Source organism: Proteus vulgaris, from assembly GCF_011045815.1.
In the GTDB taxonomy this organism is placed as follows: Bacteria; Pseudomonadota; Gammaproteobacteria; order Enterobacterales; family Enterobacteriaceae; genus Proteus; species Proteus vulgaris_B.
The window spans coordinates 3904558-3922427 of the sequence record NZ_CP047344.1 but is presented as its reverse complement, the minus strand read 5'-3'; the positions used below and the strand labels follow the sequence as shown (position 1 = coordinate 3922427).

The following is a 17870-nucleotide window of genomic DNA, read 5'->3' as shown; positions in this document are numbered from 1 at the left end:
GCCTAAGTTAAGAAAATGAGTAATCACGAATGTTGAAGAACCCAATCCATTTACGTTTAGAAAAGCTAGAAGCTTGGCAACACCTGACGTTTATGGCGTGCCTGTGTGAGCGAATGTACCCAAATTATCAGGTATTTTGTCGCGAAACAGGATTTGCTGATCCAACGCTTTATCGCCGTATTCTCGATCTGGTTTGGGAAACTTTAACGGTGAAAGATGCAAAAGTGAATTTTGATTCTCAATTAGAGAAATTAGAAGAAGCTATTCCTGACGCATCTCAATTTGATATTTACGGTGTCTATCCGGCGATTGATGCCTGTGTCGCCTTGAGTGAAGTTGTTCACTCTCGTTTAAGCGGTGAATCGCTAAGTCATGCTATTGAAGTCAGCAAATTATCAGTAGGGACGGTTGCTTCACTTGAAATGACACAAGCTGAAAGAGAAATGAGCGAAGAAGAGCTAAGATCACTGCCTGTTGTTATTGAAGAATTCGATATCCAATGGGAAATTTACCGTCTACTTGTAGAGTGTGAAGAAAGAGATATCGAGCTGATTAAAGGTCTACGTGCAGACCTTCGTGAAGCAGGAATGAGCAATATCGGTATAGAATTAACGCACTAAATCAGAAAAACGTGATTTGGTGCTTGAAAAGCGACGTTTAAAGACTTCACATCACCCCCGTGTATGTTCTACATTGGGTACGAAAAGAAGTGGCTCAGGTGTTTTACTTAATTCATCTTCTTAAAAAGATAAGTTAAGTTTTTTCACCAGATGTTTTTCAAACGATAAAACATACTTTAAGGACTATTTTATGAACAAAGCTGAATTAACCGAATCAGTTGCTGAAAAAGCGGATCTGACAAAAACTCAGGCAAAAGCTGCTATTGAAGCGTTTATCGACTCAGTAACAGGAGCTCTGAAAGAAGGCGATTCTGTACAGTTAGTTGGTTTCGGTACATTCAAGGTAAATCACCGTGCTGAGCGTACTGGTCGTAACCCTCAAACTGGTAAAGAAATTAAAATTGCAGCAGCTAATGTTCCTGCATTTACTGCCGGTAAAGCACTGAAAGACGCAGTAAAATAATTCCTTTGAACGGAATGAACAATAGAGGGGGATTTACTCCCCTTTTGTTGAAACGACAGGGGCTGTTAGCAATAGGATCGGCTTTTTTGCTCAGCGCCTGCTCCTCGACAGTGCAACTCCCAGAATTTTCTGCAACAGGATATATTGCAGATGAAGGTGTTGTGCGACTCTGGCGTTTAAATAATAAAATGTCAGAGCCTCAAGTGATCATGAGCGTTTATAGCTTTTATAAAAAGCCAGAAACAATCATCACATTCTATGAGTATCGCCAAAATAAGCTTTGGCAAGTCCGCTCTGAAGTGGTCAATCAAAATGATCCCTCATCTTGGCACCTTCGTTTAAATAAACGCGGTGAAGTCATTTTCATGCAACAGGAAAGCCAGAAGCAAAAACGAGCATTAACAGAAGATGAGCGTTTAAGAATGGTGTTTGCTGCAAGTAAAGAGCGTGAAATCAGTGAAGCGCTTGCTATTGGAAAAGTAAACTTAGTACAAGGTGTTTGGTATCAAAATACAATGACAACATGTGCTGGTGAGAAAGTGAGTGTTTCATTCGAAGATCCAGAGCAACACTGGTTAAAAACGAGAACACGTAATTTAAGTAAGCCTTCTTATGTTGCTTGGCTTGATTCACCAGAAGGTAAACAGTTGCTTATGGTAGCCGACCATGATTTCTGTAAATGGGAGCCAACAAAAGAGAGCTTGTGATCACTCCCTTCTGCTGTATTTAGTCACTTACTTATTTAAACGCGCAATTGCACGATAACCAATATCATGACGATAAAAAGCGCCATTCCAATGAATACCTTTTGCTAAAGCATAAGCATTTTTTTGCGCTTGCTCGATATCATCACCTAACGCCGTCGCACATAAAACTCTTCCGCCAGCGGTGATTACTTCACCTTTATTATTCAGAGTTGTTCCAGCCTGAAAAACTTTAGCAGTTGTTGATGATGTTGTGCTCAAACCTTCAATCACATCACCTTGATGATAATCATTAGGATAACCACCTGCGGCAATGACGATACCTAAAGCAGGGCGAGGATCCCAAATAGAATCTTTCCCTTTTAAATTACCATTAGCACCCGCTAAACAGAGTTCAACTAAATCTGACTGCATACGCATCATAATTGGTTGTGTTTCAGGATCACCAAAGCGGCAATTAAACTCGATAACTTTTGCAACACCTTGTTTATCAATCATCAATCCGGCATAAAGAAAACCCTGATAACGATGGCCTTCAGCAGCCATACCTTTTACCGTTGGATAAATAATTTTTTCCATCACTTGCTGGTGGATCTCATTGGTGACGACAGGTGCCGGTGAATACGCGCCCATACCACCAGTGTTAGGCCCCGTATCGCCATCGCCAACACGTTTATGATCTTGGCTTGTTGCCATAGGGATAACATTTTCACCATCCACCATGACAATAAAACTCGCTTCTTCACCATCAAGAAACTCTTCAATAACAATACGATGTCCTGCATCCCCAAAGACATTGCCTGCTAGCATATCCCTAATTGCCACTTCTGCTTCTTCTAGCGTCATGGCGACGATCACACCTTTACCTGCAGCTAAGCCATCAGCTTTAATAACAATAGGTGCACCCATCTTATGTAAATATTCCAGCGCAGGGGCTATTTCAGTAAAGTTTTGATAATCCGCAGTTGGAATTTTATGGCGAGCTAAGAAGTCTTTAGTAAAGGCTTTAGATCCTTCGAGCTGTGCAGCACCTTGTGTAGGACCAAAAATGGTTAATCCCGCATCTTTAAATGCATCAACAACACCAATAACGAGTGGTGCTTCAGGACCCACAATTGTTAAATCAATTTTATTCTCAAGCGCAAAGGTGACTAATGCTGGAATATCAGTAGCACCGATTGCTACATTTTGTACACCTTGTTCTAGAGCCGTTCCTGCATTACCTGGTGCAACAAAGACCTGTGTGGAAAGCGGCGATTGAACCACTTTCCAAGCTAAAGCATGTTCACGACCACCATTACCAATAATCAAAATCTTCATATCAATACCCTATTAATGACGGAAGTGGCGCATATTGGTGAAAATCATTGCGATGTTGTGTTCATTGGCAGCGGCAATCACTTCATCATCACGAATTGAACCACCAGGTTGAATAACGCAAGTTACGCCGGCAAGTGCTGCCGCATCAATGCCATCTCTAAATGGGAAGAATGCATCTGATGCCATCGCGCAACCAGCAACTTCTAAACCTTCATCAGCAGCTTTTATGCCAGCAATTTTTGCAGAATACACCCGGCTCATTTGTCCTGCGCCAATACCGACTGTCATATCATTTTTAGCGTAAACAATGGCATTTGATTTTACGAATTTTGCTACTTTCCAGCAAAACAGCGCATCTTTCATTTCGCGTTCACTTGGCTGGCGTTGAGTAACTACTCTTAAGTTTTCTTCTTTAACCATGCCTAAATCACGATCTTGCACTAAAAGCCCACCGTTGACTCGTTTGAAGTCAAAAGCAGGTTTTGCTTCTTGCCATTGACCACAGGCTAATACCCGAACATTAGGTTTAGTTGCTAAAATAGGTAAAGCATCTTCATTAATAGAAGGAGCAATTATCACTTCGACAAATTGTCGTTCGATGATTGCACTTGCTGTTTTTACATCTAGTGGACGATTGAAAGCGATAATACCGCCAAATGCAGAAGTGGGATCGGTTTTAAATGCATGGTCGTATGCTTGTGCGAGCGTATTCGCAATAGCAACACCACAAGGGTTTGCATGTTTCACGATAACACATGCTGGCTCGGAAAAAGATTTTACACATTCTAATGCGGCATCTGTATCTGCAATGTTGTTATAAGAAAGCGCTTTGCCTTGTAATTGGTTTGCAGTCGCAATAGACGCTTCTTCTATATGCTCTTCTATATAGAAAGCAGCTTGTTGATGCGCATTTTCGCCATAACGCATATCTTGTTTCTTTATATAGTTCAGATTTAGAGTACGAGGGAATGTACCTGAAGGTTGTGAAGTGTCACCATAATAAGGAGCGACTTTCTGACCAAAGTAGTTTGCAATCATTCCGTCGTAAGCAGCAGTGTGCTCAAAGGCTTTAATTGCTAAATCAAAACGTGTATCTAAAGTAAGACTATTTTCGTGATTATCCATTTCTTCAATCACTCTTTCATAGTCATTACAATTAACAACAATGGTAACATCTTTATGGTTTTTTGCTGCTGAGCGAACCATGGTAGGTCCACCAATATCGATATTCTCCACTGCATCTGCTAATGAGCAATTTGGGCGAGCAACTGTTTTGGCAAAAGGATAAAGATTCACTACGACCATATCGATAGGACGGATCTCATGTTCTTCCATTATTGCATCGTCTTGCCCGCGACGACCTAAGATTCCACCATGTACTTTGGGATGCAGTGTTTTCACTCTACCATCCATCATTTCTGGAAAACCGGTATAATCGGATACTTCAGTAACCGGTAAGCCAGCTTCTGCTAATAGACGTGCAGTTCCACCGGTTGATAAGAGTTCTACATTCCTTTCAGCAAGTGCTTTTGCGAATTCTAAAATACCTGCTTTATCAGACACACTTAAAAGTGCACGGCGGATAGGACGAAGATGTTGCATGAGTTTTATCCCTTGGGTTTGGTATAACGGTAGTAATGGTGAAGTTAAAACACATTAATACAGTGAAATTGTGTTTGCCTAACTAACATTTCAGAAGTTAAACACAAAATCAATCTTACTAAATCGTTCGCTATAATAACGCAAACGTTTGCGTTTGACATGCTAATTTTATGTAAAAAGACACTCTGTGGATAAAATTGTTGATAAGTGCGTATAAGTAGGGGTTTTGCTGTGGAATTAATCAAACGATTTTTTTTCTTAAAAAAACTATTGCCAGCCTCAGAAAACTCCCTATAATGCGTCCTCGTTGTCACGGTAAACCGCGCTAAGTGAGTTAGCCGAGAGAACAAAGAAAAAAGTGAAAAGCCTTGAAAATAAACGCTTGACACTGAATGAGGAAGATGTAGAATGCACCTCCTCGCAACAACGCAGAAGACCGGAAACGGCAGCGACTGTTGCACTGCTCTTTAACAAATTATCAGACAATCTGTGTGGGCACTCGCAGAGACGATATCTTCTAAAATATTAGATGTATCAAGTCTTGAAGAGTGAACAACAAAAGTAAATTCATTTATGAATAGCTAAGTTTTCGATTTCTTTGAGCATCAAACACTTTTAATTGAAGAGTTTGATCATGGCTCAGATTGAACGCTGGCGGCAGGCCTAACACATGCAAGTCGAGCGGTAACAGGAGAAAGCTTGCTTTCTTGCTGACGAGCGGCGGACGGGTGAGTAATGTATGGGGATCTGCCCGATAGAGGGGGATAACTACTGGAAACGGTGGCTAATACCGCATGACGTCTACGGACCAAAGCAGGGGCTCTTCGGACCTTGCGCTATCGGATGAACCCATATGGGATTAGCTAGTAGGTGAGGTAATGGCTCACCTAGGCGACGATCTCTAGCTGGTCTGAGAGGATGATCAGCCACACTGGGACTGAGACACGGCCCAGACTCCTACGGGAGGCAGCAGTGGGGAATATTGCACAATGGGCGCAAGCCTGATGCAGCCATGCCGCGTGTATGAAGAAGGCCTTAGGGTTGTAAAGTACTTTCAGCGGGGAGGAAGGTGATAAAGTTAATACCTTTATCAATTGACGTTACCCGCAGAAGAAGCACCGGCTAACTCCGTGCCAGCAGCCGCGGTAATACGGAGGGTGCAAGCGTTAATCGGAATTACTGGGCGTAAAGCGCACGCAGGCGGTCAATTAAGTCAGATGTGAAAGCCCCGAGCTTAACTTGGGAATTGCATCTGAAACTGGTTGGCTAGAGTCTTGTAGAGGGGGGTAGAATTCCACGTGTAGCGGTGAAATGCGTAGAGATGTGGAGGAATACCGGTGGCGAAGGCGGCCCCCTGGACAAAGACTGACGCTCAGGTGCGAAAGCGTGGGGAGCAAACAGGATTAGATACCCTGGTAGTCCACGCTGTAAACGATGTCGATTTAGAGGTTGTGGTCTTGAACCGTGGCTTCTGGAGCTAACGCGTTAAATCGACCGCCTGGGGAGTACGGCCGCAAGGTTAAAACTCAAATGAATTGACGGGGGCCCGCACAAGCGGTGGAGCATGTGGTTTAATTCGATGCAACGCGAAGAACCTTACCTACTCTTGACATCCAGAGAATCCTTTAGAGATAGAGGAGTGCCTTCGGGAACTCTGAGACAGGTGCTGCATGGCTGTCGTCAGCTCGTGTTGTGAAATGTTGGGTTAAGTCCCGCAACGAGCGCAACCCTTATCCTTTGTTGCCAGCGCGTGATGGCGGGAACTCAAAGGAGACTGCCGGTGATAAACCGGAGGAAGGTGGGGATGACGTCAAGTCATCATGGCCCTTACGAGTAGGGCTACACACGTGCTACAATGGCAGATACAAAGAGAAGCGACCTCGCGAGAGCAAGCGGAACTCATAAAGTCTGTCGTAGTCCGGATTGGAGTCTGCAACTCGACTCCATGAAGTCGGAATCGCTAGTAATCGTAGATCAGAATGCTACGGTGAATACGTTCCCGGGCCTTGTACACACCGCCCGTCACACCATGGGAGTGGGTTGCAAAAGAAGTAGGTAGCTTAACCTTCGGGAGGGCGCTTACCACTTTGTGATTCATGACTGGGGTGAAGTCGTAACAAGGTAACCGTAGGGGAACCTGCGGTTGGATCACCTCCTTACCTAAAAGATACGTGTTATGTGCAGTGCTCACACAGATTGTCTGATGAAGAACGAGCAGAAATACCGGTATAGGCTTGTAGCTCAGGTGGTTAGAGCGCACCCCTGATAAGGGTGAGGTCGGTGGTTCAAGTCCACTCAGGCCTACCACTTTTCCTTTATGCTGCGTTGTGAAATCACTCGTTTACTTAAAGTAAACTTCGTGACTCCACGCCTTGCCTAAAGAAAAAGCTTCTTTCTATAAAGAAGAAAAGGAGTGGTTATACGGGTATTAAGAATGCATTATGGGGCTATAGCTCAGCTGGGAGAGCGCCTGCCTTGCACGCAGGAGGTCAGCGGTTCGATCCCGCTTAGCTCCACCATAATCTCTTGAATATAAAATAATAATTCAGAGTATATTAGCAATAGTATACTGCGAATTATTTTGCTCTTTAACAATCTGGAACAAGCTGAAAAATTGAAAACAAATCAATATATCACCGAGGTATATTGATGAGTCTCTCAAAATCTCAAACTTTGAATCTGTGATACTCCAAGGCGAGTGTCATGAGCGAACAACAGCAATTCTAGGCGGACAGCGCGCAGTAAGCGGAGCATACTCAAGTATGTGAGCATTACGAGCACTGCCCAACAACGAATTGATGCTTGTGTAGCCATGACCTTTAAAGTCGTCTTCGAGAGAAACATCTTCGGGTTGTGAGGTTAAGCGAATAAGCGTACACGGTGGATGCCTAGGCAATCAGAGGCGATGAAGGACGTGCTAATCTGCGATAAGCGTCGGTAAGGTGATATGAACCGTTATACCCGACGATTTCCGAATGGGGAAACCCAATATCCAATGGATATTATCATGACGTGAATACATAGTGTCATGAAGCGAACCGGGAGAACTGAAACATCTCAGTACCCCGAGGAAAAGAAATCAACCGAGATTCCCCTAGTAGCGGCGAGCGAACGGGGAACAGCCCAGAGTCTTAATCAATAGCAGCATCAGGAGAACGGTCTGGAAAGTCCGGCAGTAAAGGGTGATAGCCCCGTATCTGAAGATGCTGTTATTGTGAACTCGATGAGTAGGGCGGGACACGTGTTATCCTGTCTGAATATGGGGGGACCATCCTCCAAGGCTAAATACTCCTGATTGACCGATAGTGAACCAGTACCGTGAGGGAAAGGCGAAAAGAACCCCGGCGAGGGGAGTGAAAAAGAACCTGAAACCGTGTACGTACAAGCAGTAGGAGCCTCTTTATGGGGTGACTGCGTACCTTTTGTATAATGGGTCAGCGACTTATATTCTGTAGCAAGGTTAACCGTATAGGGGAGCCGTAGGGAAACCGAGTCTTAACTGGGCGAATGAGTTGCAGGGTATAGACCCGAAACCCGGTGATCTATCCATGGGCAGGTTGAAGGTTGGGTAACACTAACTGGAGGACCGAACCGACTAATGTTGAAAAATTAGCGGATGACTTGTGGATGGGGGTGAAAGGCCAATCAAACCGGGAGATAGCTGGTTCTCCCCGAAAGCTATTTAGGTAGCGCCTCGTGAACTCATCTTCGGGGGTAGAGCACTGTTTCGACTAGGGGGTCATCCCGACTTACCAACTCGATGCAAACTGCGAATACCGAAGAATGTTATCACGGGAGACACACGGCGGGTGCTAACGTCCGTCGTGAAGAGGGAAACAACCCAGACCGCCAGCTAAGGTCCCAAAGTCATGGTTAAGTGGGAAACGAAGTGGGAAGGCTCAGACAGCCAGGATGTTGGCTTAGAAGCAGCCATCATTTAAAGAAAGCGTAATAGCTCACTGGTCGAGTCGGCCCGCGCGGAAGATGTAACGGGGCTAAACCATGCACCGAAGCTGCGGCAGCGACACTATGTGTTGTTGGGTAGGGGAGCGTTCTGTAAGCCTGCGAAGGTGTACTGTGAGGTATGCTGGAGGTATCAGAAGTGCGAATGCTGACATAAGTAACGATAATGCGGGTGAAAAACCCGCACGCCGGAAGACCAAGGGTTCCTGTCCAACGTTAATCGGGGCAGGGTGAGTCGACCCCTAAGGCGAGGCTGAAAAGCGTAGTCGATGGGAAACGGGTTAATATTCCCGTACTGGTGGTAACTGCGATGGGGGAACGGAGAAGGCTAGGTTGTCCGGGCGACGGTCGTCCCGGTTCAAGCATGTAGGCAGAGTGATTAGGCAAATCCGGTCACTTAATGCTGAGGTGTGATGACGAGCCACTAAGGTGGTGAAGCAATTGATGCCCTGCTTCCAGGAAAAGCCTCTAAGCTTCAGGTTACCAACAATCGTACCCCAAACCGACACAGGTGGTCAGGTAGAGAATACTCAGGCGCTTGAGAGAACTCGGGTGAAGGAACTAGGCAAAATGGTGCCGTAACTTCGGGAGAAGGCACGCTGGCGGTAAGTGAAGTCCCTCGCGGACGGAGCCGAAGCCAGTCGAAGATACCAGCTGGCTGCAACTGTTTATTAAAAACACAGCACTGTGCAAACACGAAAGTGGACGTATACGGTGTGACGCCTGCCCGGTGCTGGAAGGTTAATTGATGGGGTTATCCGTAAGGAGAAGCTCTTGATCGAAGCCCCAGTAAACGGCGGCCGTAACTATAACGGTCCTAAGGTAGCGAAATTCCTTGTCGGGTAAGTTCCGACCTGCACGAATGGCGTAATGATGGCCAGGCTGTCTCCACCCGAGACTCAGTGAAATTGAACTCGCTGTGAAGATGCAGTGTACCCGCGGCAAGACGGAAAGACCCCGTGAACCTTTACTATAGCTTGACACTGAACATTGAGCCTTGATGTGTAGGATAGGTGGGAGACTTTGAAGTGTGGACGCCAGTCTGCATGGAGTCAACCTTGAAATACCACCCTTTAACGTTTGATGTTCTAACCTAGGTCCATAATCTGGATCGGGGACCGTGTCTGGTGGGTAGTTTGACTGGGGCGGTCTCCTCCTAAAGAGTAACGGAGGAGCACGAAGGTTGGCTAAGCATGGTCGGACATCATGCGGTTAGTGCAAAGGCATAAGCCAGCTTGACTGTGAGAGTGACGGCTCGAGCAGGTACGAAAGTAGGTCTTAGTGATCCGGTGGTTCTGAATGGAAGGGCCATCGCTCAACGGATAAAAGGTACTCCGGGGATAACAGGCTGATACCGCCCAAGAGTTCATATCGACGGCGGTGTTTGGCACCTCGATGTCGGCTCATCACATCCTGGGGCTGAAGTAGGTCCCAAGGGTATGGCTGTTCGCCATTTAAAGTGGTACGCGAGCTGGGTTTAGAACGTCGTGAGACAGTTCGGTCCCTATCTGCCGTGGGCGTTGGAAGATTGAGAGGGGTTGCTCCTAGTACGAGAGGACCGGAGTGAACGCACCACTGGTGTTCGGGTTGTCATGCCAATGGCATTGCCCGGTAGCTAAGTGCGGAAGAGATAACCGCTGAAAGCATCTAAGCGGGAAACTTGCCTCGAGATGAGTCTTCCCTGTCACCTTGAGTGACCTAAAGGAACGTTTAAGACTAAGACGTTGATAGGCTGGGTGTGTAAGCGTAGCGATACGTTGAGCTAACCAGTACTAATGAACCGTGAGGCTTAACCTGACAACACCGAAGGTGTTTTGTCTGAGAGACAGACAGTAGATGAAGTAAGCTTGTTTAAGATTGACATTACTGGCGACTGACTGAAAGGAAGGAAGCGGGTAATAAACCGAATTTGCTTGGCGGCCATAGCGCAGCGGCCCCACCTGATCCCATGCCGAACTCAGAAGTGAAACGTTGTAGCGCCGATGGTAGTGTGGGGTCTCCCCATGTGAGAGTAGGGAACTGCCAGGCATTAAATAAGACGAGAAAGCCAACCCAATGGGTTGGCTTTTTTGCGTTTGGGGTTTTGTAACTCATACATTAATCGCTAATTAATTGAATTTAATAGTGACTATATAGAAAAAAGACTAAAGATATGAGTCGCTTATTTTATTTAGAGCATTAATAAGATAATTGCTAAATAATGCCTTGTCCCCAACGAGACAATTGCTCAATTCCCATCCGATTTAATATATAACGAAACCAAACACTGTAATTTTGTGCGTTCTCTTCAATATCTTGATAAAGAGAATCGAGAGAGATCCAGCGATAATTCATCACTTCATCTGGATTACTCAGTGGTAATTCGTCACTAAACCCAAGAAATAGATGATCAAATTCATGTTCTATCAGATCATCTGTCACTTTCTCGTTATACAGAATAGTTCCAATAGATTGCATATCACATTTCATGCCTAATTCTTCATCTAAACGGCGATGAATAGCATTTGAAACTAATTCGTTTGGAAGCGGATGACTACAACAAGTGTTTGCCCATAAACCACCAGAGTGATATTTAGATATTGCACGTTGTTGAATAAGTAATTGCCGCTTTGAATTAAAAATAAATATTGAAAAGGCTCTATGTAAGGCGCCTACAATATGAGCTTCAAGCTTTGGCATCGTTCCCAGCTCATTATCATTTTTATCTACGAGAATAACAGCGTCTTCCACAAGAAATCACCTTAATAAAATAATATGTTGTTATAGCGTGAATATAGCATGTCTGTATATCAAATAACGATTTATTGTGTTGTCCTTTTTATGGCATCACGTTTGTAATGCCTAGAATAAAAGGAAAAAAGATCTAAGCAGTATAATATTGAACACCAATCTTAATAAGTTCTCGACCTTGTGATTTACGATATTTATTTGTATCTCTTAACGAATAAATACATCCGCAATATTCTTGTTGGTAGAACCGTTCTCTTTTACTTATTTCTATCATTCTGGCTGAGCCACCTTTTTTACGCCAATTATAATCCCAATAAACTATATTTGGATAAGGTGCTACTGCTCTTTCCCCACAACTATTTATCTGTTTCATATCTTTCCACCGAGAGATCCCAAGTGAACTTGAAATAACAGAAAAACCATTTTCAGCGGCATAAAGAGCAGTTCTTTCAAAACGCATATCAAAACACATTGTGCATCGGATACCACGTTCAGGTTCTTTTTCCATTCCCTTAGCTCTTTCAAACCAATTGTCAGTATCATAATCGGCATCAACAAAAGGAATATTATGTTTCTTAGCAAAACGGATATTTTCCTCTTTACGAATTAAATACTCTTTTTGAGGATGAATATTGGGGTTGTAAAAAAAGATTGTATATTCAATGCCTGAAGCTTGTAATGCTTCCATGACTTCACCAGAACAAGGGGCACAACAAGAGTGTAATAAGAGTTTATTGGCATTTGCAGGTAATGTCAGTTTTTCTCGTATAAGTGTCATTGATGATCCTAAACTGCGTTATTTTAGTTATAAAACAATGCTTATATTATAGATATAAATACGTAATTAATCTGCTATTTCAAAATTATTTAAAAATAACCATTTGTTTTATATGACTTTAAATAAGGAAATATCAATATATAAGGTAATATCTATCAGAGAGTTTACTAGATTCATATTCTGATGAGAGGTAAGATGAAATACTAATTCTGCTATTGTTTATAGCAAAATCTAAAATAAAGGAATTTAGTTATGTCGTCTATATTACCTCGTTCTGTAACCTCCCCAAAAAAATTCTTTATTGGTAGCCAACTTCTTGCTTCCGTTGGTAAATACGTTAAAGATTTTGGTGATAATGCTTTTATTATTAGTGATGAATTTTTCTTAGAAAAAGTAACTAAAGAAGCACTTCCTTCTCTAAAAGAAAATAAAATTGAAGCGATTGTTGAAAAATTTAATTACGAATGTACTGAAGCTGAAGTTAATCGCCTTGGCCAAATTGCGGTTAAGAATAAAGCTAACGTTATTATTGGTATTGGGGGCGGAAAGACATTAGACGTGTCTAAAGCGGTTGCTTACTATCAACATATTCCTGTTATTTTATTCCCTACAATTGCCTCTACTGACGCACCTTGCACTGCACTTTCTGTGTTATACAAAGAAAATGGTGAATTTGATAAATATTTATTTTTACCACAAAACCCGGATGTTGTTATTGCAGACACGGCGATTATTGCCTCTGCTCCACAACGTTTTTTCTCAGCAGGTGTTGGTGATGCTCTAGCAACTTACTTTGAAGCACGTGCTTGCTATCAAGCAGACGGTTTAAACTTAGTCAATCAACGCCCATCACGTACAGGCCTCGGTTTAGCACAATTATGTTTTGAGATGTTAAGTGAAAACATTGATAAAGCAATGGATGCTATCCGTCATAAAATTACTACACCTGCATTAGAACAAACTATTGAAGCAACAATTTATCTTAGTGGTGTTGGTGCCGAAGCTGGCGGATTAGCCGCTGCTCATGCGGTCAACAATGGTATGTCTGCAGTTGAGTCTTTACATCGCGTTCAACATGGTGAGAAAGTTGTCTTTGGTTTACTAACACAATTAGTATTAGAAAACGCACCACAAGAAGAAATTGATGAAGTGATCCGTATTATTAAAGCGGCAGAATTACCACTGACACTTGAAGATATGGGTATGAAAGAATTCATTGAAAGCGAATGGCGTACCGTGGCGAAAATTGCCTGTGCTGAAGGTGATACCATGGGTAATATGCCAATGAAAGTCACTGAAGACGATGTTTATAATGCAATGATTGCTGCTAATGCATTGGCTCATCGCTATAAATAATTCTTAGCTTGGTAAATGATTATCTTAAACCCCAAATTGATTTTGGGGTTTTTCTTTAATCTAAAGTTGGATTCATATGAGCAAGATCGAACGGTGTTATCTGATAAACATAGTAATTCAACCAGTTTGCAAACAATAAATGGCCATGACTACGCCAAGAAGCAATAGGTTTTTTACTTGGATCATTATTAGGAAAATAATTTTCTGGTAATTGAGGATCTAGTCCTGCTTTTACATCGCGATGATATTCATCTGCTAGTGTATTGGGATCGTATTCTGGATGCCCTGTTGCAAAGACGACTCTTTTATCTTTTGATGCAAACAAATAAGCGCCTGCTTCTTCTGAAGTCGCAAGGATCTCTAAATCAGTATTATGTTGAATAAAATCGATAGGAAACCCAGCGTAACGAGAATGAGGTGCAAAAAAAGTCTCGTCAAATCCGCGAGTTAATAATGAAAGAGGCGAGCAAGTGCTATGACGATATACTCCTGAAATTTTTTGTTCTAGCGTATATTTTGGTAATCCATATAAAATATTTAACCCAGCTTGAGCTGCCCAGCAAATAAAAAGCGTTGAAGTGACATGCTCTTTAGCCCATGTAATAATTTCCTTAATTTCACCCCAATAAGCCACATCTTCAAATTCGACTAATCCTAATGGCGCCCCTGTAACAATAAGACCATCAAAGTTTTGTTCTTTAATTTGGTCAAAATCGCAATAGAAAGTATCGAGATGCTCTACAGGCGTATTTTTAGGGATACGAGAATCAATACGTAATAATTGAATATCAATTTGCAGAGGGCTATTAGAAAGCAACCGCAGAAATTGGTTTTCTGTTTCTATTTTCTTTGGCATTAAATTAAGGATAAGCACTTTTAAAGGGCGAATATCTTGAATACTTGCTCTACTGGATGTCATGACGAAGACATTCTCTTTTTGTAAACAACTGACTGCGGGTAGCTCATCGGGTACTCTAATTGGCATTTCAATAACCTCTAAAAAACATCTAGACATCTAGAAGCCTAAATTTAGCTAATAACTTTTTGAATGTCGAGGTCTTCATGTTGTGTATGAAGAATATTCATATAAGAAAAAGCTATATAGGTAAAATCATCAAGTATGGATATTCTTTTTTTCCTTTCGCTAGCGATCTCTTCAAGATCCCTCGAGTTATTTTTGAAACTTTCATTTTTGTACAATAAAAAAACACTATTGTAATCACATTGTTAAAAAATATTTAAATAAAAATGGAATTCATTTTTGATTTTTGTGAAAACTACATTAATCTTAATCAGGTGTGTAAACGATTTTAGGGGAATGCAGAATGTCACAATCGTTAATAACAGAAGAATTAAATTTTACGCAATCTTTTGGTGAACAAGAAAAAGAGATGATAAATCAAGATGTTAAATTGTTTTTAACTGATTTGGTTAATCATTTTTCAGAGAAAAGGGATACTTTATTAGCAGAAAGAGAACAGTGGAAAAATAAGGTTGATAATGGAATGCTTCCTGATTTTATTTCGGAAACAAATTCCATTATAAGCTCAGAGTGGAAAGTCAATCCAATACCTAAAGATCTACAAGACCGTCGTGTTGAAATAACAGGACCTGTTGATCGCAAAATGGTTATCAATGCATTAAATGCCAATGTAAAAGTTTTTATGGCGGACTTTGAGGATTCCTTGGCTCCTACATGGGACAAAGTGATTGATGGGCAAATCAATTTACGCGATGCCGTCAAAGGTACCATTTCTTATACCAATGAACAGGGTAAATGCTATCAACTTAAAGCGTCACCGGCAGTATTGATTGCCAGGGTTAGAGGATTACATCTTCCTGAAAAACATGTGTTATGGCAGGGGAAACCTATTTCTGGGGGGGTATTTGATTTTGCATTGTATTTTTATCATAACCACAAAGCGCTGTTAGAAAAAGGAAGTGGGCCATATTTCTACATTCCTAAATTGCAAACATGGCAAGAGGCGAAATGGTGGAGTGATGTTTTTCATTTCACTGAAAAGCGCTTTGGTTTAGCAACAGGAACTATTAAAGCCACGGTATTAATTGAAACCTTACCCGCTGTTTTCCAAATGGAAGAAATTCTTTTCCACATGAAAGAGCATATTGTTGGGCTTAACTGTGGCCGTTGGGATTATATTTTTAGCTATATCAAGACATTAAAAAATTATCCTGATCGTGTATTACCAGATAGACAAGGGATCACGATGACTCAGCCTTTCTTGAGTGCTTATTCTCGTTTACTTGTTCAAACTTGCCATAAGCGTGGTGCTTTTGCGATGGGAGGAATGTCAGCATTTATTCCAAGTCGAGATCCGGAACAAAACGGCGTCATTTTGAAAAAAGTGTTCGATGATAAAGAGCTTGAAGCAACAAATGGCCATGATGGTACTTGGATTGCCCATCCTGGGCTTGCTGAAACCGTATTAGCTGCTTTTGATGCGGTACTGGGAGCTCGCTCAAATCAACTCGATGTACAACGTAATGAAAAAATAACGGCAGAAATGTTATTAGCACCTTGTACGGGCGAAAGAACTGAAAAAGGTATGAGAGCTAATATCCGTGTTGCTGTGCAATATATCGAAGCGTGGATTTCTGGTAATGGTTGCGTACCTATCTATGGATTAATGGAAGATGCGGCAACGGCAGAAATATCACGTACTTCTATTTGGCAATGGATACGCCACCAAAAAACGCTGTCTGATGGGCAAATTGTGACTAAAGTTCTCTTTCGTAAAATGTTGAAAGAGGAGCTTGAGGTGATACGCCAAGAAGTCGGTGATACTCGTTTTGAAGAAGGGCGTTTTAAAGAAGCCGCTTCTTTGATGGATAACATTACAACCCAAGATGAATTAGTCGATTTTCTGACTTTGCCGGGTTATCAACTTTTAAATTAAAAAAGATACGTCAAAACGTATTTATAAACTGCAAACATCATCACTACCGTATTTATAGGAGCTGTTTTTATGACTATTAGTAGATCAGAGCAAATCGCCCAATTAGAGAAAGAGTGGGAACAACCTCGCTGGAAAGGGATTACTCGTCCTTATAGCGCTGAAGATGTCATTAAATTAAGAGGTTCGGTTAACCCAGAACATACCTTAGCACGACGCGGCGCTCAAAGGCTTTGGTCATCATTAAATGGAAAATCGAAAAAAGGTTATGTGAATGCATTAGGGGCTTTAACCGGTGGGCAAGCTTTGCAACAGGCAAAAGCCGGGTTAGAAGCGGTTTATCTTTCAGGCTGGCAAGTCGCTGCTGATGCTAACACTGCGGCAAGCATGTATCCTGATCAGTCTTTATATCCGGTTGATTCGGTACCTAATGTTGTTCAGCGTATTAATAATACCTTTAGACGAGCAGATCAAATTCAGTGGTCTAACGGTATTGGTCCTCAACATAAAGACTATATTGATTTTTTCCTTCCTATTGTGGCTGATGCAGAAGCTGGTTTTGGTGGCGTATTAAATGCCTTTGAATTAATGAAGGCTATGATTGAAGCTGGGGCTGCGGGGGTTCACTTTGAAGATCAGTTAGCAGCAGTGAAAAAATGCGGTCATATGGGTGGGAAAGTACTTGTTCCAACTCAAGAAGCTGTACAAAAATTGGTTGCGGCACGTTTAGCGGCTGATGTGTCTGATGTACCAACTTTGTTAGTTGCAAGAACAGATGCCGATGCCGCGGATCTCTTAACTTCAGATTGCGATCCTTATGATAGTTCGTTCTTAACAGGAGAACGTACACCTGAAGGTTTCTTCTGTACCCATGCGGGTATTGATCAAGCCATTAGCCGTGGCCTTGCTTATGCGCCTTATGCCGATTTGGTGTGGTGTGAAACATCTCTCCCTGATCTGAAAATGGCGGCTAAGTTTGCTGAGGCTATTCACGATAAATATCCAGGGAAAATGTTGGCTTATAACTGTTCTCCTTCCTTTAACTGGAAAAAGAATCTTGATGATCGCACGATTGCGCATTTCCAAGATGAGCTTTCTGCAATGGGATATAAATTCCAGTTTATTACTTTAGCGGGTATTCATAGCATGTGGTTCAACATGTTTGATTTGGCACATGACTACGCTAAAGGCGAAGGTATGAAGCATTACGTTGAAAAAGTACAAGAAAAAGAATTTGCTGCACTTAATCAAGGCTATACCTTCTCATCACATCAACAAGAAGTGGGAACAGGATATTTTGATAAAGTCACGACGATTATTCAAGGTGGCATATCTTCTGTAACGGCACTAACAGGCTCAACAGAAGAGCAGCAATTCTAAAGTTTAAAAATATTATTATCTATTTTTGTGGTGATAATT

The 17870-nt window shown here is 42.2% G+C and carries 11 protein-coding genes, 2 tRNA genes and 3 rRNA genes; 11 read left to right on the top strand and 5 right to left on the bottom strand.

Going from position 1 to position 17870, the window contains the following annotated elements:
• Positions 1-29: 29 nt before the first annotated feature.
• From GTH24_RS18365 to GTH24_RS18355, 3 genes are all read left to right on the top strand, one after another.
• The gene (locus GTH24_RS18365; protein ID WP_072071056.1) at positions 30-620 is read left to right on the top strand and encodes a YjaG family protein; all 591 of its coding nucleotides are present in this window, start codon (positions 30-32) and stop codon (positions 618-620) included.
• A 190-nt stretch (positions 621-810) separates the two neighbouring features.
• Complete coding sequence (locus tag GTH24_RS18360; RefSeq protein WP_004246922.1) at positions 811-1083, top strand: HU family DNA-binding protein; 273 nt, start codon at positions 811-813, stop codon at positions 1081-1083.
• Positions 1084-1127: 44 nt separating this feature from the next.
• Positions 1128-1790, top strand: coding sequence for a DUF1481 domain-containing protein (locus tag GTH24_RS18355; RefSeq protein WP_241253995.1), 663 nt, complete (start codon positions 1128-1130; stop codon positions 1788-1790).
• Positions 1791-1817: 27 nt separating this feature from the next.
• Here GTH24_RS18355 and purD read toward each other — a convergent pair whose 3' ends face one another.
• A complete protein-coding gene (gene purD / locus GTH24_RS18350) occupies positions 1818-3107 on the bottom strand; it encodes a phosphoribosylamine--glycine ligase (protein ID WP_115351154.1) in 1290 nt (429 codons plus the stop codon).
• A 12-nt stretch (positions 3108-3119) separates the two neighbouring features.
• Positions 3120-4709 carry a bifunctional phosphoribosylaminoimidazolecarboxamide formyltransferase/IMP cyclohydrolase gene (purH, locus tag GTH24_RS18345; protein WP_072071053.1) on the bottom strand — a complete coding sequence of 530 codons (1590 nt, stop codon included), beginning with the start codon at positions 4707-4709 and terminating at the stop codon, positions 3120-3122.
• A 616-nt stretch (positions 4710-5325) separates the two neighbouring features.
• Here purH and GTH24_RS18340 point away from each other — a divergent pair.
• The 5 genes from GTH24_RS18340 to rrf all read left to right on the top strand — a co-directional run bounded on the left by GTH24_RS18340 (position 5326) and on the right by rrf (position 10700).
• Positions 5326-6868: ribosomal RNA gene (locus tag GTH24_RS18340) — 16S ribosomal RNA — on the top strand.
• A 71-nt stretch (positions 6869-6939) separates the two neighbouring features.
• Positions 6940-7016 (top strand) — tRNA-Ile (locus GTH24_RS18335).
• Positions 7017-7152: 136 nt separating this feature from the next.
• Positions 7153-7228, top strand: a tRNA-Ala gene (locus GTH24_RS18330).
• A 338-nt stretch (positions 7229-7566) separates the two neighbouring features.
• A 23S ribosomal RNA gene (locus tag GTH24_RS18325) occupies positions 7567-10469 on the top strand.
• Between the two features lie 115 nt (positions 10470-10584).
• A 5S ribosomal RNA gene (gene rrf, locus GTH24_RS18320) occupies positions 10585-10700 on the top strand.
• The 16S, 23S and 5S rRNA genes sit together here with 2 tRNA genes alongside, the layout of an rRNA operon.
• A 165-nt stretch (positions 10701-10865) precedes the next feature.
• Here rrf and idi read toward each other — a convergent pair.
• Together idi and GTH24_RS18310 are read right to left on the bottom strand one after the other, a co-directional pair.
• A complete protein-coding gene (idi, locus tag GTH24_RS18315; RefSeq protein WP_164526805.1) occupies positions 10866-11402 on the bottom strand; it encodes an isopentenyl-diphosphate Delta-isomerase in 537 nt (178 codons plus the stop codon).
• Positions 11403-11535: 133 nt separating this feature from the next.
• Positions 11536-12180 (bottom strand): epoxyqueuosine reductase QueH, encoded by a 645-nt coding sequence (locus GTH24_RS18310; RefSeq protein ID WP_072070948.1) that lies wholly within the window; start codon positions 12178-12180, stop codon positions 11536-11538.
• A 252-nt stretch (positions 12181-12432) separates the two neighbouring features.
• On the opposite strand from GTH24_RS18310, the gene GTH24_RS18305 reads away from it, so the two are divergent.
• Positions 12433-13536 (top strand): glycerol dehydrogenase, encoded by a 1104-nt coding sequence (locus tag GTH24_RS18305; protein WP_072070947.1) that lies wholly within the window; start codon positions 12433-12435, stop codon positions 13534-13536.
• Positions 13537-13591: 55 nt separating this feature from the next.
• Here the strand turns inward: GTH24_RS18305 and metA are convergent, their stop codons facing one another.
• Positions 13592-14521, bottom strand: coding sequence for a homoserine O-acetyltransferase MetA (gene metA / locus GTH24_RS18300; protein WP_072070953.1), 930 nt, complete (start codon positions 14519-14521; stop codon positions 13592-13594).
• A gap of 340 nt (positions 14522-14861) precedes the next feature.
• On the opposite strand from metA, the gene aceB reads away from it, so the two are divergent.
• Positions 14862-16454, top strand: a complete 1593-nt coding sequence (aceB, locus tag GTH24_RS18295) for a malate synthase A (protein WP_164526804.1) — start codon at positions 14862-14864, stop codon at positions 16452-16454.
• A 69-nt stretch (positions 16455-16523) separates the two neighbouring features.
• Positions 16524-17831, top strand: coding sequence for an isocitrate lyase (gene aceA, locus GTH24_RS18290; protein WP_072070945.1), 1308 nt, complete (start codon positions 16524-16526; stop codon positions 17829-17831).
• Positions 17832-17870 lie beyond the last annotated feature (39 nt).